Here is a 25,345-nt window from a genome sequence, read left to right as displayed (position 1 = left end):
CGGTCTATTCCAGCCTGAACCCGACGGCCCCCCGCGCGCCCGCCCACCAGGGGATACGGGGCCGCCGAAGACCCCGCAGCCGCCCCGCCGAAGGCCCCGCCGAAGGCCCCACCGAACCCGCCGCCGACCCGCCGCCGACCCGCCGCCGAGCCTCCCAGAAGCCGCTCGCAGCCCGCTCAGAAGTCGCTGACCAGCGCCTTCGCCACCGCCAGCAGTCCGCGTACGGTCGGCACCGGCAGCTTCGCCAGATCCCAGAAGCGGTACGGAGCCTGCGGCTCGTAGGGCACGGTCACCACCTGCTCCGGCGATATCCGGGCCGCCTCGGCGGCCGACGCCCGGTCCGTCGCGCCCACGCCCCCGCCCATCGGCTCCATCACCACCAGCAGCGCCCGCTCCGCCAGCGCCTCCCGGCCGGTCCGGCGCAACCAGGTCAGGGTCATCTGGGCGTCCGCCCGGACGCCCAGATGGCAGAAGACCAGCAGCCGGTCCGTGTGGTTCAGCACCACCACGGAGCTTTTGTCCAGCTCACCGGTCCAGTCGGTGAGGACGAAGGAGTAGTGGGGCGCGGTGAGCGCCAGTACCCGCATGTACTCCTGGGCGTGGCTGGGGTTCACCCGGAATGTCCGCGCGTGGTGGTGCGCCACCACGTCGAGACCGGACGGCAGGGTGGTCGTACGGCCTCTGACCTCGCGGTACGACGCCCCGTCCGGCAGCCCGGCGAACTCCTTCCAGGACGCCGGATTCCGCCCCTCCACCAGGCACTGTTCCAGTACGCCGCCCTCCGGCGACCCGTCCAGCGCCAGTACCGGCTCCCCGCGCACCACCGTCAGCAGCGATCCGAGCGCGGCGGTGAACGCGGCCCGCCCGTCGTACAGCCGCCCGCCCGTCAGCGTCAGCCGCACACTGTGCGGCACCGGGGTGCGCAGCGACTCCAGCAGCTCCCGGTCCTCCGCCCGGCGCGGCCCGCCGCGGCCCTGGAAGCGGCCCAGCCGGATCAGCTCGTGCCGGGGCCTGGCCTCGGACAGGATCAGCCGGGGCCGTTCCTCGTCCCCGCCCTCCTCGGCGGCCGGGCGGGTCGGGCCGGTGCCGCCGACGTCCCGTACCTGGTGCATGGCGAGATAGCGGGAGAGCAGATCGGCCAGCTCACCCGCCGTCGGCCGGTTCGCCGGGTCCGGGTCGAAACAGCGCAGCACGGTCGAGCGCAGCAGATCCCAGGTGCCGCCCTGCCATCGCTGCATGCCCTCCGGCATCTCCGGGAGCCCCGGGCCCACCCGGGTACTGATCGTCTGGAGCAGCTCACCCAGGGCGGGCATCGTGTCGGGGGGTGTCGGCACCGGGCCGGCGCCCGCGTACTCGCCGTCGATCGCGCAGTCCGACAGATCGCCCAGCACGATCGAGCGGCGCAGGACGAAGACGCTGTCGGCCGTCAGTACCGCCGGGACCAGGCCGTTCACATGGCAGACGTCGACGGCGCTGGCGAGCTGCCAGGCCGCGAAGAGACCGGGCAGCGTATCGAAGGGCGCCTGGCCGTCGTAGGCCGCCGCGTCGACCAAGTCGCTGATCCGGGGCGGCTGCGCGGACCCCCCGTCGGCGTCGTCGTCCTCGGCGATCGGGGTCATCGCCAGCCAGGGCGTATTGCCCTCGGTGCCCCGGTCGAGCAGTACGGGGGCGTACCGGCCGTCGAGCCTGGTCAGGGCCTCCGCCTCGGTGTCGATCAGCCGGGCGGTGGCGGCGGGCAGATCGGGGCGGGGCACGCGCAGGACCGCTTTGCGGCCGGTCCTGGTCTCACCGCGGTAGACGATCGTCCGCCGCCCGCGCCGCCGTCCCGACAGCCGGTACGGGCCGAGCCGCTCCGGGTCGTCGGGGCGCAGGGGCCGCCAGCCGCCGTCCGCGTTCGGGCCCTCGGTGCCGGTGTCGTCCCCGGGCCGGGGCGACGGGGGCGCGAGGCGTCGCGCCGATGTGTCGAGCGGCACTCCGAACCGGCTCAGCAGCCGCCGTTCCACCTGGGTGAACGGGCGGCGGTCCGCGGGCAGGTCCGCGATCCCCGACGGGTGGGCCAGCCAGGCGGGGAAGTCCGGGGAGCGGCCCGCGAGCCGTTCCAGCTGACGGCCGATCCGGCGGCCGGTGAGCAGCAGTTCGGCTTGCGGTACGGCGTCCAGCAGCGCCGTCTTGGACTCCTCGGTGAAGTCGAAGATCCGGTGTTTGGCGGGGAGCGGTTCACCGGCCGGTACGGGTGCCGGATGGGGCCGGATCAGTCCGCCGAGGAAGACCTCCGCCAGATGCGCGGTCTCCGCCCGCCACGGCACCGCCTCCTGCACCAGCCGCATCACCGGTACCGACAGCGGGGCGACGGCGGCCAGATGCGCGGCCAGCCGGTACGCCTCCGGGGTCGCCGCGTCCCGGAAGTGCTGGGCGCTGCCGAGGGAGACGGCGGACGCGACGGGGGCGTGCCGGCTGGGCCGGGCGAGCAGCGGCAGATCGACCGTGGTGCCCGGGGACACCAGCAGCCGGGACCATTGGGCGAGGGAGCGCGGATTGGACTCCAGGACCGGTACGGGCACCCCGTCGAAGTCGGCGAGGTCGAGCGGCAGGATCGGGTCGGCGATCTCCCACGACGTGTTGGCGCCGCCGGACGACCGGGTCGTCACCCGCCAGCGGTCCGCGTGGATCCCGGACGCCTCCCACATCTCCGGCGGCAGGGTGTGGACGACGGCGACCGGGCCGCGGGCCGACCAGGAACGCAGCAGCTGGTGCATGGCCCCGGTACGCCACGCCGTCCCCATGCCGTCGCTGACGACCAGCACCAGGGTGCGGCCCGACGGGTCGTTGACGCCGGTGAGCGGCAGCTCGGAGCTGTCCTCGCGGAACGGGCGGGCGCGCAGTCTGGGGCCGCCGCGGGCGCGGGTGTCGAGGCCGTGGACCCGTAACGACGCGAAGGCGCCGAGCCGGACCAGCAGTCCGCGCAGTTCGGCGCCGAGCCGGTGCCAGAGCAGCATCGACAGGCCGTCGTCGACGAGGAGGGCGAGCCGCAGCCAGCGCTCCCGCACGGGCCGCTGGACGACATCGGGGACCCGGGTCTCGGCGAACATCGCCACCGTCGCCTCGACGTCGATCTCCCTCAGATCCCGGCTGGCCCGGCGGCGGCGCAGGGGCCGGAGCGCCCGGCCGAGTTCGAGCTGGTCGGTGAGGGCCTTGCTCTCCGGGATGAGCACCGGCAGGGCGGACCGCGGCCTCTTGTCGGGCGGTCGCAGCTCCATTTCGGACGGGTCGCGCGGTACGGGACGCTGCCGGGCCGAGGCGTAGAGCGCGGGCGCCGTGAATCCGGGCGGCAGCCGGTCCTCCTGGTCGACGGCCGGGTCCTTGATGTCCCCCGGCCCGGGCCGCGCGGGCACGGCGGGCCCGGGCGGCGGCGGTTCGGCCCGGGCGGCGATCGGCGCGCTGTCGACGCCGGTGGGCAGCAGCCGGGCCAGCCACAGCACGTCCAGCACCTGTTCGGCGTCGAGCTCCCGCCCGGCGCCGCGCAGGACGGCGAGCAACTCCCCGATCCGCGCGCCGGGTTCCTGTTCTGGTGACGGCGACCGCGCCGGAGACGGGGGCGGTACGGGGACCCCGGTCTCGGGCTCCCGGTCCGTACGCGGCGGCTCCCCGGCGGGCGGCGGAACGGGATTCGGGTTCGGGTCAGGGGCCGGGTTCGGCGGCGGAGACGGGGACAGGGGCGGGTTCGGACCGGGGCCGGAGGGGTCCGGGTCGGCGGGGTCCGGGTCGGCGGGCCCGGCGTCGTACCCGCCGGGCCCGGCGGCCGAAGACGGTACGAAGTCGGCGGATTCGGCTCCCCCGCCCGCGCGGAGCCGTTCCCGACCGCCCGGCGGACCGAGCATCGGGCCCGGCACGAATCCGGGTGCCGAGCCGGAATCCGGCGGCGGGGCGACCAACGGCGTCGCGGGGTCCGGGGGTTCCGGTACGTGCGGGGGCTCGGGGACTTCCGGCGGCTCGGGGACCTCCAGGGGCTCGGGAACCTCCAGGGGCTCGGGGACCTCGTCCGTACCGTGTGCGCGCGCGGCCGCCGGCAGACCGGCCCAGTAGTCGTCGGGCAAGGGGATGAAGGCCGGGGCATCGTCGTAGGCGACGCGGAAGGCGGGCGAACCCTCGTCCTCCTCCTCGGCCTCCTCGGCATCGGGCTCGGTGTTCTCCGCTTCGGGCTCGGCGTCGGCATCGGTGTCCGTGGCCGCGTCGGATTCGGCGTCCCGTCCTTCTTCCCGGACCACTCGCTCGTCGTCGTCGAAGTAGACCGGCCCGAGCTCGAAGTTGCCGACCTGGATCTCGCCGCCCCAGACCGTTCCGTCCCAGACGTGGATGCTCCGGCTGTCCTCCGCCACGGCGTCCCGGTCGCGCCGCTCCGAGTGGTCACGGCCCCCGTCGGAGCCGGGCGGTCTCCGGTCACCGCCGTTTCCGTCCCCCGCGCCATCCGGCCTCGTCATCGCCGACTCCGCCCCGCCGCCTACATCGATCCGGTCAGCTGGTGGAGCACCGCGTCCAACAGACCGTCCGCATCGAGGTCTACCCCGCCGACCCGGAGGAATACCGCGTTCAGCAGCTGATCCGTGGCCAGCTCCCCCGGCGCGCGGCGGCGCAGGAACGTCTCGATCAGATCGTCCGCGTCCCGGAGCGCCGATTCGCCGAGGTGGGCGGCGACGATCGCCCGCAGCCGCTCCTCGCCCGGTACGGGAAGGTTCAGCCGGACGCAGCGGCGCAGGAACGCGGGCGGGAAGTCCCGCTCGCCGTTGCTGGTGATGACCACGACCGGGAATTCGTGGCACTGTACGACGCCCCGGCGCACCCGGACCGGGTCGCCCCGGTCCGCGGTCTCCACGGGGACGTACTCGAACTCCTCCGGGAGCCGGGTCAGCTCCGGGATGTCGAAGACGCCTTCCTCGAAGACGGTCAGCAGATCGTTGGGAAGATCGACATCACCCTTGTCCATCTCGTCCACGAGCAGGGCGCGCGGCCGCTTCGCCGGGACCAGGGCCGTACCGAGCGGGCCGAGCCGGATGAAGGTCCCGATGGACGGCTCCTCCTCGCCCCTGTCCCGTCGCAGGGTCGTCTCCCGCAGCCGTCCGATGGCGTCGTACTGGTAGAGCGCGTCCCGGACCGTGGAGCGGCTGTTGACCGGCCAGCGCAGCAGTTCGCCGAGTTGGAGTTCGTACGCGATCGCCCGCGCCAGGGACGACTTGCCGGTCCCGGCCGGGCCGGTGACCAGCAGGGGGCGGCGCAGGTGGAGCGCCGCGTTCACCACGTCCGCATGGCGCGGTTCGATCAGATAGGGGAGGTTCGACCGGGATTTCGTCCCGGCTTTCGGGTCCGGGCGGGCGTCGTGGTCGACCGGGGTGAAGCGGCGCCATTTCGGGGCTTTCGGGAAGCGGACGGGCCGGGACGTGCCGTTTCCCCGGAACAGTCGCCAGTCCCCCGCGGGCGGTTCACCGTCGCCGGAGTCGCCGCCCGGCTCCCCGGCGGAACCGGCGGAACCGGTGGAACCGGCGGCCGGACCGTCACCGTCCGGACGGCCGCCCCGGTCCTCGCCGGAACCGGAGGAGTCGGCGGAGCCGGCGGAGCCGGCCGAGTCGCCGCAGTCGCCTCGGCCCGCCTCGGGCTCCGGCTGCGGCACTTCCGAAGGTCGTGTGCTCATGCGCTCTCCACGGGCTCGGACAGATGAAGTTTCGGTACGGTGCGGTCCGCGTCGGCCCAGGCCAGTACCGGTCGCCCCGGGTACTCCCGGGGCTGCCGCATATTTCTGGCCCGGTAGGACCGGACCCCGTCGGGCAGTTCCCGGGTGGCGACCGCGTCCATCTCGATCACCGCGTGGGACGCCTCGCCGCGTTCCCGGTCCCACACCACCACCGGTACGCCGACGGCCAGACAGACCTGCACGATCGTGTCCCGCAGTTCGGCGGGTACGTCCACCAGGACCCGGACCGCGTCGAGATGCTCCATCAGCGTGGCGTAGAACCCCCGGACCCCCTGATGGATGTCGGAGATGACGATCGTCCGTTCCGACTTGAGCTGCTGCCAGCGGCCGCGGTCGGAGATGACGATCTTCCGCCCCGAGTCGAGCTGCTGCCAGCGGCGGCGCCATACGGGCTGGAAGCGCTCCTGCCGCCGCAGGAATTCGGGGCAGTGGACGACGAGCGGGAACTCCACACCGAGCACACCGGGCACGATCCCGCCGGGACGCATACCGTCCCATTCGTCGATGGGCAGATTCAGCCCCGACGGTTCCACCAGCACTTCCACCAGCGGGAGTTGCTCGGCTACGGCCGCCGGGGCGAGAGACTCCAGGACCCGCAGCAGCTCCCGCGCCGCCTCGGAGGCGAGATAGGTGGTGGTGGACGCGGTCGACACCTGGCGCGGCCCGCCGCCCTCGTCGCACCAGATCCGCAACCGGTGCAGCTCACGCCCTTCCTCGTCCCGGCCGTGCGGGATGACCTGGACGAGGACCCGGGCCCGGGCCGTCCGGGTGCGCAGCATCCGCTGCCACTCCTTGGCGTCGCCGCGCCGCTCGTTCAGGGCCGAGCGGGTGATACCGAGCCGGGACGCCACCCCGTTCGACCACATCCGGAACTGGGCGCACCGCGACGACTCGCACAGCACGGCCAGATACTCCACGACCCGCAGCAGCGCCGGGACCCGGGGGCCGTCGCCGTCCGTACGGCCGTCGCCGTGCAGGGTCTCCAGATGGTCGATCAGCTCGTCGAGCGTCGGTGTCCAGCCCGCCGAGCTGCCGCCGCCCCCGCCGTCCCGGCCGTCGTCCCCGCCGCCGACCCGGCCGTCCGGATCGCCACCGGGGGCGACGGCGCACCCGTTCGCGTCGGCGCCGTCGGCTCCGGCGGCACCGTCGGCCCCCGCGCCGCCGGTGCCACGGGGACCGCCGTCGCCGTAGCCGTCTTCGCCGGACCCGGCACCGGACCCCTCGGGCTCCGTCCCCGGCCCCCTGCCTCCTCCGATCGGCGCCGCCATGGGCAGGGCCGCGCGGGCCGCCTCCGCGAAGCGGGCCCGTACGGACCGGTCGGTGTCGTGCAGCAGCTTGTGCAGTCTGCGGTGCTCGGTGGGCGACAGCAGCCTCGGTATCGGGGAGAGCGCGCCCGCCGCCAGGATCTCGTCCGTCGACGTCGCGTCCAGCCCCCGGGACGACTCGGTGAAGAGGGCGAGCGCCCTCGGCTCCCGCAGCAGCACCCGGGCGAACTCCTCCGCCGACGGGCCGGAGATCTCACTCGCCCCCCGCAGGCCCAACTCCTGTGCCAGCCGCTGGCCGTACTCCAGCCGGGTACTGGACGACGGCATCAGTCCGTGCAGCGCCGCGGCGAGCAGGACATGGGCGGGGTCGTCCTTCTCGATCCGCGGCGGCTCCTCCGGGCGCAGCGCGCCCACCGCGCGCAGTTCGGCCTCGATCCGCTGCCAGGGCATCCCCCAGCTGCGCCGGATCAGCTGCTGGGGACCGGCCGGGAGGGGACGCCCTTCGGTGTCCGTCGGGGGCATGAAGTGGGCGACGACGATCCCGACGACGGCCTCGTCGTCCTTCGACCACATCGGGCCGCCGCTGTAGCCGCTGTCGACGGCCATCCCGGTCGGGGCGCCGTCGATATAGCCGATGTACGGCAGGACGTCGCCGACGGTCGCGTCCGCGAAGGTCGCCGGGTTGGCGCTGCCGTGCCAGAGCCGGACCTGTTGTCCGGGCTCCATGTCGGTACGGTCGGCGAGCCGTCGCCCTGCCGTCGCCCGGCCGCTGTCCACGGAAGGTGTGGGGAACCGCAGCACGGCCAGGTCGCCCCGCCATTCCCGGGCCCCCTCCTGGACCGGTCCTTCGCCCCGCACGGGCCGGGGCGGGATCCAGTGCGCGATCCGGGCGGAGCACTCGGTCCGCTCCCCGGCGCCGGTGAGGACGACGGGAATCTCGTACGCCCCCGGCAGCCGGGTGTCGAACATCGTCCGGTCCAAGGCGTCATTGACGACATGAGCGCAGGTCAGAACCGTGTCGGGGGCGAGGAGCAGCCCGGCGCCCACCGATTTGCGGTCGAGGGTGCTCCGTACGCTCACCACGCATGTAAGCGGCTCCTTCGTCGCTTCCGACGCCCCCGGGAGGAACCAGTCCATACGTCACTCCGTTCCGGCTGCCGCGCCGTTCGCCGACGGGCCCGGCAGCGCGCCGTTCCCGGTACCCGGTCCGCCGCCGGTCCCGAGCGGCTGCCAGTTGGCGGTGACGGTGATGTGCGCCAGGGCGTTGCCGCCGACGATGCCCAGCTTCAGGTCCTCGCCGATCTGGACGCCGAAGCTGACGCTGATGTCCGACGGCGGTACCGGCGCGGCGGAGACCGCGTGGTGGACCTCCTCCAGCAGGGCGCCCAGCGGGCGGAGCGCGCCCCGCAGGGCGCCCGCCGTGAAGGAGGCGACCGTCGGGCGGGAGCCGGGCCGCCGGTCGCCCCGGGCCACGGGCACCGCCGGGCCCATGCCCGCCGGGAGATCGTCGTCGTCGGGGTCCCCGTAGATTCCGGCGGAATCGGACGGGGACCCGTCGGCCGGTGTCCCGTACCCCTGCCCGGGGCCCGGCGGTTCGGCCGCCGCCGGACCGGATGAGAGCAGAAATCGGACGGGCGTACCGTCCTCGAATGTCAACTCCGCGGAATCAGCCACATACACATTGTGCCGATCGGTACGGCTCCGTACCTACGCAATGAGCCAACTCGGTTGCCGTGGCGCGGAGATGAGCGTCACCCTCCGGATCCGGCCGCCTTGGGGAAGAGCGCCCGGAAGACCTCGGCCGACTCGGTGCCGGAGCGCCCGAAGGGGGCGTCGAAGTCCCAGACCAGGAACAACAGGAAGGCGATCAGCGCGCTGAAGAAGCCCGCGAGGAGCAACTCCTGGTAACTGCGGCCGATGTTCATGGTGAAAATCAGGCCGACGGTCACCAGGGCACCGACGATCAACCCGAACCACACCACTCCCGGCAGGGTCGCCCCGGCGCTCTGGACCCGGGAGTTACGGGCCTCGTCGGCGATCGCGATCCGGTCGAGCATCGGCTGGTAGGCATGGGACTGCAACTCGCCCTCGGGGGCGTGCGGGGCGACGTCCGAGCGGATCTCGGCGAGGAGTTCGTCGCCCCGGCCGTCGATCTCGCCGCCGTCGACCATCCGGGGCCACTCGCGGTGGACGACGTGGGAGACGTAGGCGTCCACGTCGTTGGAGAGCCGGGCCCGGTAGTCGGCGGGGAAGACCTCGGCGCGCTGGACGAGTTCGTAGAGGGCCTGCGCCTCGCGGCGGGCGTCGTCCTGGGCGGCGCTCCGGGCCTCCCAGACACCCGCGATCGCGAGGCCGAGGACGATGGCGTAGACGACGCCGACCATCATGGTCATGTATTCGAGGACGTCGGGCGTCTCGACGCCGTCGCCGTCCGGTTCCTCGCCCCGCGCCAGCTTCAGATTGCGTCTGCGCTGGTTGAGCAGGGTGACGGCGACGACGACCGCGATGGCCGACGCCATGGCGATTCCGAGGACCAGCCATTCGGACATGGGGCTCTGTCTCCAGTTCAAAAGGTGCGGGAACGGCCGGGGCGGGGAGGTGCCGGGGTCGTACGCGATGTACGCGACGGACGCGATGTACGCGACGACGGACGTGCGGTGTACGGGGCGTACACGGCACGTACATGACGTACAGGCCCGGCGCCTCGGGGGTCAGCGGCCCCGACGCGGCTTGAGCAGCGCGGCGGCGAGTACCGCCGGGGTGGTGGTGACCAGGACGAGAACGACGATGGACATGCCCTCGTGCCGCTGGGCGGCCGCGGGCGGCCGATAGGCGGGGATCTCCTGCGCGGCCGGGACCGGCCGGACGGGCGGCCTGGTCGGGCCGGGCGCCGGGGCGGGCCGGGGCGCGGGGGGACGCCGGGCGGCGGGCGGTACGGGCGGGGCCGCGACGATCCGCTCCGGCGCCGGGAGTGCCGGGGCCGGAGGCGCGGGCGGCGGAGGCGGCGGAGCCGGAGGCGGGGTCGGTACGGGGGTGGGGCTCGGCGTCGGAGTCGGTGTGGGGGTCGGTGTGGGCGTGGGGCTGGGGGTAGGCGTGGGGCTGGGTGTGGGGGTCGGCGTAGGCGTGGGAGTCGGGGTGGGCGTCGGGGTGGGTGTGGGCGTGGGAGTCGGCTTGGGGCACTCGGTGAGTACGTCGACCCGGATCCGTACGGAGACCCGGACCGGGAACGGGCCCGACGCGGCGGCCCGCGCGCAGACACAGACGACGCCCGGGACGTCGATCCGGACATTCGCCCCGGCGGAGAACGAGGGCCGCGCGCCGGGGGCCTCGCGGAGGGCCTTGTCGTGAGCCTTTTCGTGAACCCGGTCGATGACCATCGCGGGGGCCCTACGGCTCCGCTCACCCGCCGCGCGGAGCACGTCCCCGGCCGCCGGGCTCGCCGACGGCCGGGGGACGGCCGCGTACCCGGGCCGGTCGGCGAAGGTCCGGGACGCGGGCTCGGCCGCGGGCTCGCCCACGGATTTGGTCACGGGTTCGGTCACGGGCCGGGCCGGTATCGCCGTCTCCCCCGCGCCCCCGGCCGCGGCGAAGGCCGTACCGCCCGCCTGTGTGCCGAGAAGAACCGCCGCGATCGCCACTGCGCTCCACTGCTCCGAACGGGCCACAACAGCACGTTATGGGCGCAGTGAGGACACAGGTAGCACTATCACTTCGACTGATGAATAAGACATTTGTCGGATCGGTCACCCACAGGCGTAACACCGCTGGTGGGACGGGGGCACCGAGGCCGTCGGCGTCCCCGTGCCGGACGGAGCACTCCGGGATGCGGTGACCGGCGGTGCGTGAGACCTTCGCCGGGTGAGGGAATCACTGATCGACGCGGTACGGTCCGGCGCCGGATTCACGGTCGCCGGACTCACCTTCGTCGCACTGCTGCTGATGGCCGTCTCCGCGCTCCGCCTCTCCAGCGCCGGCCGCACGGAACCGTCCGACGAGGCGGGCTCCCTGCGGCTCGCGCTCTACGGCGCGGTGCTGGCGGTGCTCTCCCTGAGCCTCTTCGTCACGGTGATATAGCCCGCGCCCGCTCCGGAGCGCCGCCGGTCACCGGCTGACCGCCTCACCCCGGAACCCGTAGGCGGTCCCCACCCGTCATCGCCGACCGCGCGCCGTCGTCGGTTGCTCTCGCGGTTCCCCGCGCCCCTGAATGCCCTCCCCGGGCCCGCCCTGAAAAGGGAGCCCGCCTCTCGGTCGGCAATGATGGGCGCGGACCGGATCCCGAAGCCGGGGGGACGCGCGGGGTCAGAGCCAGCCGTTGCGGCGGAAGCTGCGGTGGAGCACCACACAGACCGTTGCCATCAGGCCGATGACCAGCGGATATCCATACCGCCACTTCAGCTCCGGCATATGCTCGAAGTTCATGCCGTACACCCCGCACACCATCGTCGGCACGGCGATGATCGCGGCCCAGGCGGTGATCTTGCGCATATCGGAGTTCTGGACGACCGTCACCTGGGCGAGATGCGCCTGGAGTATCGAGTCCAGCAGGCTGTCGTATCCGGCGATCTGCTCGTTGAGCCGGGTCAGATGGTCCACCACGTCCCGGAAGTACGGCTGGATCTCCGGGCCGACCGGCGGCTCCGGTCTGGTCGCCAGGCCGAGCATCGGGCGTTCCAGCGGACCGGCGGCGCGGCGCAGTTCGAGGAGTTCGCGTTTGAGCTGGTAGATCCGGCCGGAGTCGCCCCGCTGCGCCCGCTCGCTGAAGACGACGTTCTCCACGTCGTCCACGTCGTCCCGGACCGCGTCGGCGACCGCGAGGTAGTCGTCCACGACCTGGTCGGCGATGGCGTGCAGAACGGCCGCCGGGCCCTTGGCCAGTTGCTCCGGCGCGGCTTCCAGCGTTTCCCGCAGCGGACCGAGCGATCCGTGCCGCCCGTGCCGGACGGTGATCACGAAGTCGGGGCCGGTGAAGACCATCAGCTCGCCGGTGTCGACGATCTCACTGGTGGGGGTGAGTTCGTCGTGGGGGACGTAGACACACGTCTTGAGGGCCGTGAAGAGGGTGTCCCCGTACCGCTCCACCTTGGGCCGCTGGTGGGCCTGGACGGCGTCCTCGACGGCGAGCGGATGGAGGCCGAACACCTCGGCGTAGCGGGCGAACTCCACCTCGGTGGGCTCGTGGAGCCCGATCCAGACGAAGCCCCGGCCGCGTTTGCGTACCCTGCGCAGGGCGTCGGCCGCGCTCCCGTCGCAGGGCTGCCGCCGCCCGTTCTCGTAGACGACGCAGTTGACGACCGTACTGCCGAGCGGGGAGCGCCTCGGGTGGGAGAGATCGACCTTTCGGCGCACGGCACGGCGTACGACACGGCGCAGTCGGCGGATGACGGGCACTGCGGGCTCCTTCGGACCGGTACGGAACCGGCGGGGACGGGATAACGGGATAGACGGGACAGAGGGGACGGCGGGCTGAGGTACGGGCGAGCGTACGGACCCGGCACGGCCGGGGACAGGGCCGAACGAGGACCGGGGCCGAACGAGGACCGGGGGGCCGAGGGCCGCGGACGGGCGGCGACCGGGAGCGCGCCGGGCGCAGGGGCGGGCTCCGGGACGGGCGGTCCCCGGTCCGTGACCCGGCTCCGTGCCCCGCGTCAGCGGTCGTTGAGCATCAGTGGTTCCGAGACCGCCGTGCCCCCGGCCGCGTACGCCACCTCGTAGTGCACCCGGGTCGCCGACGAGGAGAGATACGGCTTGGCGACCCGGACCGCGAGGACACCGCCGACCCACGGTCCGCGGATCCGGACCGGCTCCCGGTGGAGCGTGCCGAAGCCCGCCAGATGGACCGTGACCACATCATTGGCCGCCATCCCGGGATACGGGGCGATCGACACCGTCAGCCGGGATATCTCCTCGTCGTCGTAGAAACCGTCCGGTGCCTCGGGCACGGACGGCGGCGGGAGCCGTGAGCCCTCCGCCCGGTCCGGTTGTCTCTCGTCGGTTTCTTCGGTCACGAGGGGAATGTGCCCCCGGGCCCACCCCCGAATCCCCGATGGCGACCACCCGCCACTCCCCCGCGCCGGGGAACCCGAACGCCCCGCCCTACGACGGCAGCGGGCTCTCCGGTACCCACTCCAGCGGCCCGTCGTCCGCCTTCGGATGCCCGGCGGGGAACTTCCGGCACGGCGTCTCCAGATTGATCTGGACCGTACGCCGCGACGCCACCCACTGGAGGGTGAGCGTGTAGCCGGTGTCCGGCTGCTCGTACCTGCCGCCGGCCCCGCCCCGGCCGTTCATCTCGTCGTCGTAGCGGAAGGTGTTCTTCCAACCGCTGCCCGCGATCCCTTCCCCGGCCCGGTCGATCGCCGTCCGCGCGGTCCGCCCGTCGAAGCCGTCGATCTCCCACACATGCCGCACCGCGACCGCTGTCCGGTCGATCCGCTCCGTGGCGATCATCGCGCGGGCCCGGCAGCTCGTGGAGCGCAGCGAGTTGAAGACCGGCGCGCGGTCCGCCGGGGCGCCCAGGGCCGTATGGATCCGCCGGGACTCGTCCCGTACCCGCTCGGCGACCGTGTCCGGGTCGGCGACCGGATAGGGCTTGCCCCGCCACAGATGGTCGCCCGGCGGCCCAATGACCGCATAGGTCGCCGCCGCGCCCAGCAGGGTCAGGGCGGCGAGACAGGAGAGCACCAGGAACCGGAGGTGACGGCGGCGCTCGGGGCCGGTACGCATGGCCCGACGATACGGGCGCCCCGGCGCGGCCCGCCTGAGTAGCGGTACTCAGCCCACCGTTCAGCCCGCTCGACCCAACGGTTCTTGACGGCAACTTCATCAGTTCTTCAAAGGGTCCGGCCTACCGTCCTGGCGTCCCGTGGAACCTGTCGAGGAGTTGTCGTGATGAACGGACGTCGTCGTGGTCGGAGCGCGGCACGGACGGCGGTCGGCACCGCCGCTTTGGCGCTGTCGGTCCTGCTGACGGGCTGCGGCAGCGGGGAAGGGGACGAACCGAAGAACGAGATCGCCTCCGTGGACGGGGAGAAGGCCGCCGCGAACGGGAAGGAGAAGGAGAAGGCCGACTCCGAACTGTCCGTCTATCTCGACGGCGTACGGAAGCACGTCGCCTGTATGCGGCAGAACGGTGTCGAGGTCTCCGACCCGGACGCCATGGGGCGGGTCGAGTACAACAACGGCGCCTCTACTAAGGACCTGAAAAGCGACCCGAAGTTCCTGAAGGCGGGCGAGAAATGCTCCGGCCTCCAGCCGGTCGTCCCCGACTCCGTCGAACGGGAGATGAACCCCAAGCCGACGCGCGAGGAGACCGAGAAGCGGAAGAGGTACGCCACCTGTATGCAGGAGAGCGGCGCCCCCGACTTCCCCGACGCCCGGGACGACGGTTCGTACGAGGACGTCCCGTGGGACGGGACGACCGCCGCTGCCCAGCGCGCGATGCGGAAGTGCCAGCCCATCCTCGGCCCGGTGCCCGAGAACGTCACTCCGAGGGGCTGATCGGCGGTGTCGGCGTACGAGAATCCGGAGACGGCGGAGAGGCCGCGGACCGAGACCGGGCCCGAGGCCCCCGCGGCACCAACGCCTATGACCGGGGCGGCCGACGGACGGCACCGGGCCGGTGGCGGCGTACGGCCCCGGGGCCGGGCCGCCCTGCTCACCGGTACCGGTGTGGTCCTGGTCGGCGCGGTCAGTACGGTGGCCGCGCTCGGTCTCGGCGGCGGGGGTGACGGCGGCGGCTCCGGCGCGCCCGACCGGTCCGGGCGGACCGTCGCGGTCGCCCGGACCACCTTGGTCGACAAGGCCGAGCTGGACGGCCGCCTCGGGTACGGCCCGGCGGTGCCGTTCGCGATCCGGGCCCAGGGCACGGTGACCTGGCTGCCCGCCGAGGGCGCGGTACTGCGCCGGGGCGACGACGTACTGCGGGTGGACGACCGGCCGGTGACGCTGCTGTACGGCGCCCTGCCGGTCTACCGCGAACTCGGCCTGCGCCCGGCCGGAGAAGGCGAACCGACCGCCGGGGGGCGGATCGGTGGCGGAACCAGCAGCGGAGGAGGCACGGGTGACGGATCCGGGGTGGGGGCTACGGCCACCGGAGGTACGGTCAGCGGCGGCGGTACGACGAAGGGCACCGGCGCTTCCGGGGACGGCACCGGATCCGGTGCCGGGGGCGGGGGCGGGCAGGCGGGCGGCCCCGAAGGACGGGCGGCCGTACCGGGGTCGGCGCCCGGGCCCCGTACCCGTACCCCCGCGTCCGCGCCCCTGCGCGGCCAGGACGTCCAGCAGTTCGAACGGAACCTCGGCGCCCTCGGCTACGGCGGGTTCACCGTCGACGACACCTTTACCGAACGCACCGAGGCGGCCGTCAAACGCTGGCAGCGGGACCTCGGAGTGCCGCGCACCGGCAGGATCGCCGTCGGGGACGTCGTCTACGCCCCCGGACCGGTCCGGATCGCCGGGCTCACCGCCCGGCCCGGCGCGCAGACCGGGGGCGAGATGGCCACGTACACCAGCACCACGCGGATGGTCACCGTCGACGCGAAGGCGGCCGAACTGACCTGGGCGGCGCGCGGCCGTGCGGTGACCGTCGACCTGCCCGACGGCCGTACGGTCCCCGGCCGGGTCGCGAGCGTCGGCACATCGGCCGCCGCCGCCCCGGGCGGCGGACCCGGGGACGAGGGCGGGGGCGGGGGTGACGGGCCGGGCGATCCGACGGTCTCCGTGACGGTCACCCTCGCCGACCCGGACGCCGTGGGCCGGATCGACAGCGGTCCCGTCACCGTCCGCTACACCTCCCGCGAGCGCAAGGACGTCCTGGCCGTACCGGTCGCGGCGCTGGTCGCCCTCGCCGAAGGAGGCCACGGACTGGAACTGGCGGACGGCGGCGGACGGGCCCCGGACGACGGCTCCGGCCGGTTCACCGCCGTCACCACCGGGCTCTTCGCCGACGGCAGGGTCGAGATCCGGGGCGCGGGCGTACGCGAGGGCACGAAGGTGAGGATCCCCGAATGACGGCGACCCCGACGGCCGGGCCCGCGCCCGTGGTCGAACTTCGCGACGTGTCGAAGACGTACCCGGGCCGGGTGACCGCCGTCGACGGGGTGAACCTCGCCGTCGGCCACGGCGAACTCGTCGCCGTCGTCGGCCGCTCCGGCTCCGGCAAGTCGACCCTGCTCCATCTGATGGGCACCCTCGACCGGCCGTCCACCGGGCGGATCACCGTCGACGGCCACGACGTGGCCCGCCTGTCGGACCGCGAACTCTCCGCCCTGCGCGCCCAGCGCATCGGCTTCGTCTTCCAGCAGTTCCATCTCGCGGTCGGCGTCCCCGTACTCGACGCCGTCGCCGACGGCCTGCTCTACGCGGGCGTCCCCCGCCGCGAGCGCCGCCGCCGGGCCGCCGCCGCACTGGCCGGAGTCGGCCTCGACCACCGTACGAACCATCTGCCGAACCAGCTCTCCGGCGGGGAACGGCAACGGGTCGCGGTGGCCCGCGCGGTCGTCGGCGAACCGGCGCTCCTGCTCGCCGACGAACCCACCGGCAACCTGGACTCGGCGTCGGGCGCGGCGGTCCTCGGGCTGCTGCGGGAACTGCACGCCGCGGGGACGGCGGTGGTCGTCATCACCCATGACCGCGAGCTGGCGGCCCGGCTGGACCGCCGGGTGGAGATCCGCGACGGCCGGGTCGTCGGGGACACCAGCGGTGTCGGGGCCGATACCGGTATCGGGGCCGGGGTGAGGTCGTGAACGGACGCGACGACCGCGGCTGGGAGCCGGGCGTACGGCCCTTCGGGCAGCGCCCCGCGCCTTTTTCGGCCCGGCGGCCCCTGCGCTCCCGGCGTCCGGCCCTGCGCCATGCCCGGCGTCCGGCCTTCCGTCCGGCCCGGCTCGGGCTCGCCGACCTCGTCCGGCTCGGCGGCACCGGGCTGCGGACCCGCCCCCTCCGGGTCTTCCTCTCCGCGCTCGGCATCGCCATCGGCGTCGCCGCGATGACCGCCGTCGTCGGCATCTCCAGCTCCAGCCGGGCCGAGGTCGACCGACTCCTCGACGAACTCGGCACCAACATGCTGAAGGTCGCGCCCGGCGAGACGGCCACGGGCCAACAGGCGAAACTCCCCCACGAGACGGTCCCCATGATCCGCCGGATCGGCCCGGTCCGGCAGGTGGCGTCGGCCGGCGCGGTCCCCGACGCGGCGGTCTACCGCAACGAGCACATCCCCGAAGGCCGTACCAACAGCGTCGGCGTCGCCGCCGCGGGCCCGGACCTGCTGCCGACGACGGGCGCGGAGATCCGTCTCGGCCGATGGCTGTCCACGGCCACCGACCGCTACCCGGCGGTCGTCCTCGGCGCGAAGGCGGCCCAGCGGCTCGACGCGTACACCCCCGGGACACGACTGCGGCTCGGCGGCGAGTGGTTCGCCCTCGTCGGAGTGCTGCGCCCGGTGCCGCTGGCGCCCGAACTGGACGAAACGGCGCTGGTCGGCTGGGACGCGGCACGGACATACCTCGGCTTCGACGGCCATCCGACGACGGTGTACGTCCGGGCCGCCGACGACCGGGTGAAGTCGGTCTGGAACGTCCTCTCGGCCACGGCCAACCCCGCCACCCCGGGCGCGGTCCTAGTCTCCCGCCCGTCCGACGCGCTGGCCGCCCGGGAAGCCACGGAATCGGCCCTAACGGGCCTGCTGCTCGGCCTCGGCGGGGTGGCGCTGCTGGTCGGCGGGGTCGGCGTCGGCAACACCATGGTCATCTCGGTCCTCGAACGCCGCCCGGAAATCGGCCTCCGCCGCGCCCTGGGCGCCACCAGCGGCCAGATCAGAGGCCAGTTCGTCGCCGAATCCCTCCTCCTCTCGGTCCTCGGCGGCCTCGGCGGCACACTCCTCGGCACCCTGATCACAGCGGCCTACGCCACGGCCCGGGGCTGGCCGACGGAAGTCCCGCCGTGGGCGTCCGGCGTCGCCATCGGCACAACCCTGGCGATCGGCGCGCTGGCGGGCCTCTACCCGGCCCTCCGCGCCGGCCGCCTCCCCCCGACGGAGGCCCTGACCTCCTCCTGAACCCCCGGCGGCGCGGGCCCCCAGCCCCGCCGCCGGGCCTTCCTTTATCCGACAACGCGAATACGGGCCCGCCCGCGTGGACGACGGCCGGTGCCTCTCCGTAGGGTCGGGGTGACGCCCCGTGTGGGGCGCGGGACAAGGGGTCCTCTCCCCTTCGAGGAGTATGTGAAGGGTTTTGACCTTTGAGCCCGAACGGCTGGGCCGGACCAGATCGGACCTGGCAGAAGCACTCCGAATCCTCCGGAAGCGAGCCGGGAGGACACAGACCTGGCTCGCCCGCCGCTGCAACATGTCACAAACCAAGATCAGCAATATCGAAAGCGGAAGACTCACCCCCGTCCTTGTCGACGTGGAGCTGATCCTCGACGCACTCGATACCGATGATCCGGAAGCGGCACAGCTCCGTGAATTGGCGCGCACGGCGAATATCGAGTGGCAGGACCGGTGGTCCTCCCGCCGCCGAGGTCTCGACAAGAAACAGAACGAGCTGGCGAGACTCGAAGCCGCCACAACGGAGTTCCGGTTCTTCCTGCTCTCGGCGATCACGGGACTGCTGGCGACACCGGAGTACGTGCGCGCCAGCCTCGCGGACGTCCCCGGGGACCAGTCCAGGACCATCGCGAAGAAACTGGAACGACAGAGCGTCCTCCGCGATCCGTCGAAGTCGTTCACGTTCCTGCTGACGGAGCATGCCGTCCGCTGGCCCCTGCTGCCGCCCATCGCCATGGCGATACAGCTCGACCGGCTGGCTTCGGTCTCCCGCATTCAGAATGTCCGCCTCGGGGTCATCCCGTCGGCGGGACATATCCCCGAGATGCCTCTGAATACCTTCACGGTCTACGACCGGCGACTCGCGACGGTGGAAACCGGCACCGGCGCGTTGATCCTGCGCGACCATCGCGATGTGAACGCGTACCGCGAGGACTTCGACAGATACGAGTCGTACGCGGCGTTCGGCGACGAGTGCGCAGACCTCCTGCACGAGTGGTCCAGGGCATTTACCCGACAACAGCGATAGCGCTGGAAACCCCTCGGAGAAGGTCTGAGAATTCCTATCGCCCACAAGCGCCCCGACCTGCCTTCGCCGCGCCCCACCTGCGCTTCGCCTGTGCTTTACGGCCGCCGAACCGGACGAGGCGCGGACCGGTCGCGGCCTCCCGCCCCGTGTCGATCGGAACGGCCCGTTGCACCACCACGGCTATCTGTGGACCGGCTCCAAGCAGCGGTTCGACGACGAAGCGCTGAGGCGCCCCCCGTACCCCCATTCCCCTCCGGCGGACGGCAAGCCGGAGTTGATCCAGCGGCACAGGGAATTAAAGGCGGAGTTCCCCGTCGTGGACCTTCCGCCGCTGGAGACGGCGTACTGGCTGATCAAGCCCGAGGGCTTGGTTCGCGGCACCTGGCAGGAGCCGAAGGAAGCGGCCGTATGGCTGGGGGAACGTCTCACCGAATACGCGCCCCGCTTCATGTCCGAGTCGGACCGGGACAGTACGCGGCTGGCCCTGCTGCTCGCCTCCGCCTGTGACCGGCTGGCTCGCGGCGGGGACGTGTCCCACGGCTTCTACCTCGAACGCCCCTCCTATCTGTCGCTGGCCCTGGTGTGCTGCTCCCCGAATCGCACCAGACTGGAACTGGACTGCCCACTGCGGTGACCGGGCGCAGCCGGCCGACAGCCCGAGGGCGGGCCATGCGCTGCTCGACGGGAGTTCACGCGTCCGCCCAGTAGTCGGCGAGCATCTCGCCGGGCCAGGCGGGTTGGCGGACGGCGCCCCGGGGGCCCATTTCGCGGAAGTAGGGGGCGAGGTCGTAGACGGGTGATCCGTCGACCGCGTCGAGATCGGTGACGTGGAGGTCGAGCCCGTCGACCTCCAGCAGCCGGGGGAACGACTGGGCGAGCTGGTTGGGTCGCCGGTGGTTGCGGTGGACGAAGGTGCCGGTGGCGGGCCAGCGGGGGTCGTTCCTCGGGCTCCGGGCGTGCAGGGCGACGTCGTCGGGGGAGGCGAGATGGAAGTGCCAGACCACGACGAGATGGGAGAACTCCGCCAGCCCCTGAACGACTTCGACGGGAAACCCCGGGTCCAGCCGGATGATCGCGGCGCCGGTCCAACGGTCGTCGGTGGGTTCGGACCGGCCGCCGACGACCGTGCCGATGGGGGTGATCTTCAGCGTCGGTGCCATGCGGTGTGCTCCTCGCGCCTGATGCCCGCCGGTCCATTGAAGCGTTCAAGTATGTCGCCCGCTCGCGCCCCTCCGGTCGGGAACAAGCCAGCGGAGCCTAGTCGTATCCGTCAGCGGTGGGCTTCTTCGGCCGTGTCGAGGGCGGTGTGCCAGGGGTAGGGGTGGCGCTCGCCGGGTGGGTTGGGGGTGAAGCCGCCTTCGCCGTACAGGACGGTGACGCCGGTCTCGCGGAGTGCGGCGACGGTGTTGACGGCCGCGGTGCTGCTGTCGGGGGTTCGGTGTTCCGGGGTGGTGTTGTGGGCCCGGCCATTGTCCGAGGTGGCCGGGCCCGTGGTGGTGGTTGGTGTGGCGGCGTGCTGCGGTCCAGGTCGGCCCACCCGTGATCTGGGGTCGTGCGGGCGCTGCCACGGGGGTGGTTACTGGTCGCGGAGGGTGGTGATCCAGCGCAGGACGGTGGAGCCTCCGGTGACCTTGACGGCGACTTCGACGACGCGGCCGTCGGCGAGGTGGACGGTGCGGACGACCTGGGTGACGACGACGTTGTGGGCGGTCAGTCCGAGGGCTTCCTTCTCGGCTGCGGTGGGGAGCCGGGAGGTGACTTCTTCGAGGACGTGGTCCTGTTCGACGCCGAGGCGTTCGGCGGCGAGTTCGCGGGATCCGCCGGTGGAGACCGGTTCGGTCAGTTCGGGTGCGGCGGCGATGACGTAGGCGGGGTAGTAGGAGCTGCTGATGTGGACGGGTGAGCCGTCGCGGCTGACGATGCGGCGGCGGACGTGGACCGGGGTGCCGGGTGTGACGTCCAGGCGCGGGGCGACGAGTTCGTCGGCGCCGATGGTGCCGGTTTCCAGGACGCGGGAGGTCTCCCCGCCGCCGAGTGCGGCGCCGGTGTGCTGGTGGAGCCGGACCCGGGCCGAGATGTTGTTGCTGATCGGTCCGGCGACGACGGTCCCGACACCGGGCTTGGGCAGGGTGAGTCCTTCCATCTTCAGGACGCGGTAGGCGCGGTTCGCGGTGGTGTTGGCGACGCCGAACTGTTCGCACACCTCCCGCAGCGACGGCATCGCGGCGCCCGGCGCGAGGACTCCGTCCTGGATCTGGCGACGGTAGTGATCCGCGATGGCCGCGTATCCCATCTGGGCCATTCCTCTCTCCTTTCCGTTGCGCGCCGCACGGGGCCAAGTCGGGGTCTGAGGAACATCCATGTCAGATCGTGCGCTAAGCCTCCGTCGGCCCTGGTGAGCGGCTGACGGGGCTTCGCCCTCGGCACCGGGCTGAAGTCTTCCCACAGATAACGCCCTATTATCTGCGGCATTGCCGAACGCGACCTGCGGAGACGTCGCCGGGCCTCCGCGTGAAGCTACCCTGTTATCTGTGGCAAGGGGGAAGCGGTGCCCGCTGTCGTACAACTGCCCGCCGGGAAGGCGCTCACGGTCCGCGGGGCGGCCGACGTCTTCCTGGACTCGCTCGGCAACCCGAACACGGTCCGGAACTACGGGATCGGGGTGGGCAAGACCGCCGAGCGGATCGGCGAGGCCCGGCCGCTCGCGTCGGTCGCGGACGACGAGATCGGCGGAGCCCTGGAGACGCTGTGGGGCCGCTCCGCGGCGAACACCTGGAACGCGCGCCGGGCGTCGGTCCTGTCCTGGCTCGGCTGGTGCCGCGAGCGCGGGTACGACGGCCCGGCCGTCCCGGCCTGGGCGAGCCGGATGCCGCCGCCGGACTCGCAGACCCCGGCCCGCTCGAAGATGGCGGTCGACCGGCTGATCGCCCGGCGCGAGGTCGCGCTGCGGGAGAAGACGCTGTGGCGGATGCTCTACGAGACCTGCGCCCGCGCCGAGGAGATCCTGGACGTCAACATCGAGGAGCTGGACCTCGCCGGGCGCCGGGCCCCGGTGAAGGCGAAGGGCGCCGCCGCCCGCCGCCGGGGCGGCCGGGTGCGCGAGGACTTCGTCCTGGAGACCGTCTACTGGGACGCCGGCACCGCGCGGCTCCTGCCCCGCCTGATCAAGGGCCGCACCTGCGGACCGGTATTCGTCACCCACCGCCGCCCCGGCCCGGGGAAGGTCGTGAGCCCCCGGGATGTGTGCCCGGACACCGGCCTCGCCCGCCTCTCCTACGGCCAGGCCCGCGCGCTGCTCGACGAGCACACCGCCGTCGGCGGCCAGCCCGGAACGGGCTGGGACCTGCACGAATACCGGCACTCCGGGCTCACGCACCTCGGTGAGCGGGGCGCCTCCCTGCTGATGCTGATGGCCAAGTCCCGGCACCGGAAGGCGGACAACGTGCGCCGCTACTTCAAGCCGTCTCCCGAGGCGATCGCCGAGCTGACCAGCCTCCTCGCACCCGGCGATGCCCGCCGCTGACCCTGTGTCAGCGGTATGCCCTGCGGTGGGCCGTACCGGGCGCGCGGACGCCCGTGGTACGCCGCCGTAGGACCGCACGCGCCCCAGGCCCCCGCGCCACGGCATAGTAATCGCGTGATCACCTACGGTAACTTCCTCATGGAGCGGCCGGTATTGGCCGCTCTGTGGGAATTCGTTGGGAGATGGAGCGAACCATGCCTGCCGTGACCGTGAGGTTCTACAAGCCCCGCCGCGAGGACCTGAGCCGCGACGACCACGACCGGTGGAGGGAGCACGGCGCGTTGTTCGAGGGCACCGTGGACCCCGACGGCCCCGAGGGCTACGTCTTCTCCGGGACCCTCTCGGCCACCTGCCAGGTCGTCGACGCCGGTATCACGAACACGGTGGCCCTCGGGCACGGCGGAGCGTCCGCCGACTTCTCCTACGAGAAGCGGGAGATCAAGGGAACCGACGAGAACGTCTACGAGATCTCCGGCCGCGGAAAGCGCGCGCTGAACGAGGACGTGGACTTCCGGCTGGGCATCAACCTCCACAACGACGGGAGCTACGAGTACGGCGACAAGGTCACCGCCCCCGCCGGCGGCCCGCGCCAGCTCATCGAGGCCCGCTACGACGAGGGCGGCGTCCACGTCATCTTCCGCGGGCACGCTTGGGCGGACGGCCCCGAGGGCTATGCCATCGAGGGCAGGCTGATCGCCAAGAACGACAAGGTCAGCACCACCCAGGAGTACGCGACGCTGGGGTACGGCTCCGAGAGCGGGAGCTGGCACTACGAGACCATCGACTTCGACAGCAGTGACAGCAAGAAGATCCTGGTCCGGGGCAGCCGCGACAGCGACGAGGGAGTCGCCATCATCGTGGGTACCACCTCCGGCACCCTGAACACCTACAAGTACTGCGACAAGGTCATCTGCGCCCCGCTTCGCCCGAAGTTCGAACCCGGGGAGCCCCCGGCCCCGGCCTGGGACCGCCCGCTATCGCACTACCTGCACCTGCTAGTCGGGCCGCCGGCCCACTAGTGACCCAGACGGCCCACGTCACCGGGTACGGGGAGCCCGCCGGTCACTCGCCGTCGGTGGCGTGCTTGTCGCGCAGGGGCCGCAGGCCGCCGGGCAGCTCGGGGAGCTGGAAGGAGTACCGGCCCAGCACGTTGATGTGGTGGCGGACGAACGGCGAGAGGCGTGCGACGTCCTCGTCGCGGACGTAGAAGCCGTCGGCGCGGAGCCGGGTGACGGCGGCGTCCATATAGCGGGTGGTGAACAGCACGAGGGCGTTGAGGACCAGGCCGAGCGCGCCGATCTGGTCTTATCCGAACTAGCCCAGCATCGCCTTGATCCGGCCGGCTCCCCTCTTCGCCACGGACAGTAGTGGTGAAGAAGTTGGAGAGCTGAGTGTCGTCGGGCGTGTCGGCGCTCCCCTCCCATGGAGCCTCCACGTACAGAGGGTGATGTATCTGAAACGTCGTCACCGACACGATTTGGGCTCTTAACCTGGCCCGATGGATACAGCTATCGAGATAGTCAGCGCCCGGACGCGCCAGCTCTTCTGGGAGCTCAGCTCCATCATCGAGCTGAGTCCCCTGCGAGCATGCTGGACAGGTGAGGGCTTCTCTCCCGTGGAAGCCACGCAGACTCGCTCAGGTGGAGCTCGCAAGCAGCTCTTCAGCTCCTTCGCCGAAGGTGTTGACTGGACCGACGGAGGACAGGTCCAGCGGGCCCTGCGCGCGTTCGAGGGCATGCTTGATGAGTGCACCGGCTCCTACGGCTGGGACGGGACGCTGGCGAAGGTCACAGCCGCGCTGGCCCGGGACGGCTACCAAGTCAGCCCGACCCTCCAGATCCTGCCGGTCGGAGAGTGGCGGCCCGAGGTGGCGCGGCACGACGCCAGGGCGTATGCGGATTCCCTCAGGCTTCTGCGGGGGGCCCGCAACTCGATGGAGCGGTTGGGCCTCCTGACCTCTGACATGCCTGAGGAGCGGCTGCGAGACGTGCTGCTAGTCGCCCTCAATGCCTACTTTGAAGGGCAGTCCACGGGCGAGACCCTGAACGGCAAGGGCAAGACGGACATCCTGATCCGAGTCGGAGACCGCAACGTGTCGATCTCCGAGTGCAAGTTCTACACCGGGCCGAAGTCGGTCACCAACGCGCTGGACCAACTGCTCAGATACACGGACAACGGCGGCCGCCGGACGTCTCTGCTGATGTTTTACCGGGAGAAGGAACCGGATGCCCGGATCGCCGACACTATCGCCGCGATCCGTTCCCACCCGCAGTACGAGTCCTTCGACTCCAGCAGAGCTGACGAGGACCGGCAGTGGGGTTTCGTTGTCCGGGGCAGCGGAGATCCGGGCAGCGCTCCCCGCGCCGAGGTGGCGTTCATCCCCTTCGTCATCGCCTGAGTACCCCTACCGGAACTTCAAGATCATCCCGTGGCGGCTTTCGGCCTCACCTTGGCTGGCCCCCTACGGAACGATGTGATGGCCCCGGCAAGGGTCGGGGCCACCCAGACGAGGAGCACGACGACAATGAACCTGTTTAAGCTGCTGTTCAAGGCGATCACGTCCAACCGCGAGCCCGACGCCCTGCCCCGCTCGGAGGTCTACCGCTGGCGCTGTGACACGTGTGGTGACAGCTATGTCGGCTCCGGACGGCAGCATGTCGGGAACGTCGCCGCTTCGCACCGGCGGCGGATGAGGGGCAAGTGCCGGACTCCGAAGGTGTACGCCTCCGGCTGACCTGGCTGG

General features: G+C 72.3%; 23 protein-coding genes and 1 pseudogene. 11 read left to right on the top strand and 13 right to left on the bottom strand.

Translation table 11 applies throughout. The annotated features are described in order from the left end of the window. Positions 1–176: 176 nt before the first annotated feature. The 6 genes from AB0G74_RS10995 to AB0G74_RS10970 all read right to left on the bottom strand — a co-directional run bounded on the left by AB0G74_RS10995 (position 177) and on the right by AB0G74_RS10970 (position 10,673). Positions 177–4,478 carry an SAV_2336 N-terminal domain-related protein gene (locus AB0G74_RS10995; RefSeq protein ID WP_361143312.1) on the bottom strand — a complete coding sequence of 1,434 codons (4,302 nt, stop codon included), beginning with the start codon at positions 4,476–4,478 and terminating at the stop codon, positions 177–179. 20 nt (positions 4,479–4,498) lie between these two features. After that, positions 4,499–5,683 carry a MoxR family ATPase gene (locus AB0G74_RS10990; RefSeq protein WP_361143309.1) on the bottom strand — a complete coding sequence of 395 codons (1,185 nt, stop codon included), beginning with the start codon at positions 5,681–5,683 and terminating at the stop codon, positions 4,499–4,501. Then, positions 5,680–8,091 (bottom strand): trypsin-like peptidase domain-containing protein, encoded by a 2,412-nt coding sequence (locus AB0G74_RS10985; RefSeq protein ID WP_361143307.1) that lies wholly within the window; start codon positions 8,089–8,091, stop codon positions 5,680–5,682. Before AB0G74_RS10985 ends, AB0G74_RS10990 begins: the two co-directional genes overlap by 4 nt. Before the next feature lie 57 nt (positions 8,092–8,148). Further along, positions 8,149–8,682 carry a CU044_2847 family protein gene (locus AB0G74_RS10980; RefSeq protein WP_361143305.1) on the bottom strand — a complete coding sequence of 178 codons (534 nt, stop codon included), beginning with the start codon at positions 8,680–8,682 and terminating at the stop codon, positions 8,149–8,151. 77 nt (positions 8,683–8,759) lie between these two features. After that, entirely contained in the window at positions 8,760–9,557 is a 798-nt protein-coding gene (locus tag AB0G74_RS10975; RefSeq protein WP_361143302.1) for a hypothetical protein, read from the bottom strand. A gap of 162 nt (positions 9,558–9,719) precedes the next feature. Beyond that, positions 9,720–10,673 (bottom strand): hypothetical protein, encoded by a 954-nt coding sequence (locus tag AB0G74_RS10970; protein ID WP_361143300.1) that lies wholly within the window; start codon positions 10,671–10,673, stop codon positions 9,720–9,722. 193 nt (positions 10,674–10,866) lie between these two features. On the opposite strand from AB0G74_RS10970, the gene AB0G74_RS10965 reads away from it, so the two are divergent. Continuing rightward, positions 10,867–11,082 (top strand): hypothetical protein, encoded by a 216-nt coding sequence (locus tag AB0G74_RS10965; RefSeq protein ID WP_361143298.1) that lies wholly within the window; start codon positions 10,867–10,869, stop codon positions 11,080–11,082. A gap of 225 nt (positions 11,083–11,307) precedes the next feature. On the opposite strand, the gene AB0G74_RS10960 is transcribed toward AB0G74_RS10965, so the two are convergent. The 3 genes from AB0G74_RS10960 to AB0G74_RS10950 all read right to left on the bottom strand — a co-directional run bounded on the left by AB0G74_RS10960 (position 11,308) and on the right by AB0G74_RS10950 (position 13,731). Further along, on the bottom strand, positions 11,308–12,396 hold the full coding sequence (locus tag AB0G74_RS10960; protein WP_361143295.1) for a magnesium and cobalt transport protein CorA: 1,089 nt from the start codon (positions 12,394–12,396) through the stop codon (positions 11,308–11,310). 257 nt (positions 12,397–12,653) lie between these two features. Continuing rightward, positions 12,654–13,013, bottom strand: coding sequence for a hypothetical protein (locus tag AB0G74_RS10955; protein ID WP_361143292.1), 360 nt, complete (start codon positions 13,011–13,013; stop codon positions 12,654–12,656). Between the two features lie 88 nt (positions 13,014–13,101). Beyond that, positions 13,102–13,731: a hypothetical protein gene (locus AB0G74_RS10950; RefSeq protein ID WP_361143289.1), complete on the bottom strand. Its 630-nt coding sequence runs from the start codon at positions 13,729–13,731 to the stop codon at positions 13,102–13,104. A 165-nt stretch (positions 13,732–13,896) separates the two neighbouring features. Between AB0G74_RS10950 and AB0G74_RS10945 the strand changes: the two genes are divergently transcribed. The 6 genes from AB0G74_RS10945 (at position 13,897) to AB0G74_RS10920 (ending at position 19,713) form a co-directional block, all read left to right on the top strand. Then, the gene (locus AB0G74_RS10945; protein ID WP_361143286.1) at positions 13,897–14,505 is read left to right on the top strand and encodes a hypothetical protein; all 609 of its coding nucleotides are present in this window, start codon (positions 13,897–13,899) and stop codon (positions 14,503–14,505) included. An 87-nt stretch (positions 14,506–14,592) separates the two neighbouring features. Further along, positions 14,593–16,017 (top strand): peptidoglycan-binding domain-containing protein, encoded by a 1,425-nt coding sequence (locus tag AB0G74_RS10940; protein WP_361143283.1) that lies wholly within the window; start codon positions 14,593–14,595, stop codon positions 16,015–16,017. Next, positions 16,014–16,751 (top strand): ABC transporter ATP-binding protein, encoded by a 738-nt coding sequence (locus AB0G74_RS10935; protein WP_361143281.1) that lies wholly within the window; start codon positions 16,014–16,016, stop codon positions 16,749–16,751. The genes AB0G74_RS10940 and AB0G74_RS10935 overlap by 4 nt, the downstream gene beginning before the upstream one ends. Before the next feature lie 101 nt (positions 16,752–16,852). Then, complete coding sequence (locus AB0G74_RS10930) at positions 16,853–18,061, top strand: ABC transporter permease (protein WP_361143489.1); 1,209 nt, start codon at positions 16,853–16,855, stop codon at positions 18,059–18,061. Between the two features lie 175 nt (positions 18,062–18,236). Beyond that, on the top strand, positions 18,237–19,079 hold the full coding sequence (locus tag AB0G74_RS10925; protein ID WP_361143278.1) for a helix-turn-helix transcriptional regulator: 843 nt from the start codon (positions 18,237–18,239) through the stop codon (positions 19,077–19,079). 166 nt (positions 19,080–19,245) lie between these two features. Next, positions 19,246–19,713 (top strand): hypothetical protein, encoded by a 468-nt coding sequence (locus AB0G74_RS10920; RefSeq protein WP_361143275.1) that lies wholly within the window; start codon positions 19,246–19,248, stop codon positions 19,711–19,713. Positions 19,714–19,768: 55 nt separating this feature from the next. On the opposite strand, the gene AB0G74_RS10915 is transcribed toward AB0G74_RS10920, so the two are convergent. From AB0G74_RS10915 to AB0G74_RS10905, 3 genes and pseudogenes are all read right to left on the bottom strand, one after another. Further along, the gene (locus AB0G74_RS10915; RefSeq protein WP_361143272.1) at positions 19,769–20,239 is read right to left on the bottom strand and encodes an SAM-dependent methyltransferase; all 471 of its coding nucleotides are present in this window, start codon (positions 20,237–20,239) and stop codon (positions 19,769–19,771) included. A 110-nt stretch (positions 20,240–20,349) separates the two neighbouring features. Next, a pseudogene (locus AB0G74_RS10910) lies at positions 20,350–20,481 on the bottom strand (flavoprotein); the annotation flags it as partial. Positions 20,482–20,655: 174 nt separating this feature from the next. After that, entirely contained in the window at positions 20,656–21,381 is a 726-nt protein-coding gene (locus tag AB0G74_RS10905) for a GntR family transcriptional regulator (RefSeq protein ID WP_361143269.1), read from the bottom strand. A 246-nt stretch (positions 21,382–21,627) separates the two neighbouring features. Here AB0G74_RS10905 and AB0G74_RS10900 point away from each other — a divergent pair, with 246 nt between their 5' ends. Next, positions 21,628–22,602 (top strand): site-specific integrase, encoded by a 975-nt coding sequence (locus tag AB0G74_RS10900; protein WP_361143266.1) that lies wholly within the window; start codon positions 21,628–21,630, stop codon positions 22,600–22,602. A 194-nt stretch (positions 22,603–22,796) separates the two neighbouring features. Then, positions 22,797–23,621 carry a hypothetical protein gene (locus AB0G74_RS10895; RefSeq protein ID WP_361143263.1) on the top strand — a complete coding sequence of 275 codons (825 nt, stop codon included), beginning with the start codon at positions 22,797–22,799 and terminating at the stop codon, positions 23,619–23,621. Positions 23,622–23,664: 43 nt separating this feature from the next. Here AB0G74_RS10895 and AB0G74_RS10890 read toward each other — a convergent pair whose 3' ends face one another. Continuing rightward, a complete protein-coding gene (locus tag AB0G74_RS10890) occupies positions 23,665–23,901 on the bottom strand; it encodes a Tn3 family transposase (RefSeq protein WP_361143486.1) in 237 nt (78 codons plus the stop codon). 199 nt (positions 23,902–24,100) lie between these two features. Here AB0G74_RS10890 and AB0G74_RS10885 point away from each other — a divergent pair, with 199 nt between their 5' ends. Both AB0G74_RS10885 and AB0G74_RS10880 read left to right on the top strand, forming a co-directional pair. Beyond that, on the top strand, positions 24,101–25,000 hold the full coding sequence (locus AB0G74_RS10885; RefSeq protein WP_361143261.1) for a hypothetical protein: 900 nt from the start codon (positions 24,101–24,103) through the stop codon (positions 24,998–25,000). Between the two features lie 126 nt (positions 25,001–25,126). Next, a complete protein-coding gene (locus AB0G74_RS10880; RefSeq protein ID WP_361143258.1) occupies positions 25,127–25,336 on the top strand; it encodes a hypothetical protein in 210 nt (69 codons plus the stop codon). Positions 25,337–25,345: the final 9 nt, after the last annotated feature.

It is taken from the genome of Streptomyces sp. NPDC020875 (genome assembly GCF_040641415.1).
GTDB lineage: Bacteria > Actinomycetota > Actinomycetes > Streptomycetales > Streptomycetaceae > Streptomyces.
Note: the sequence above shows the minus strand (reverse complement) of the source record. Positions and strands in the feature narration are given on the sequence as shown.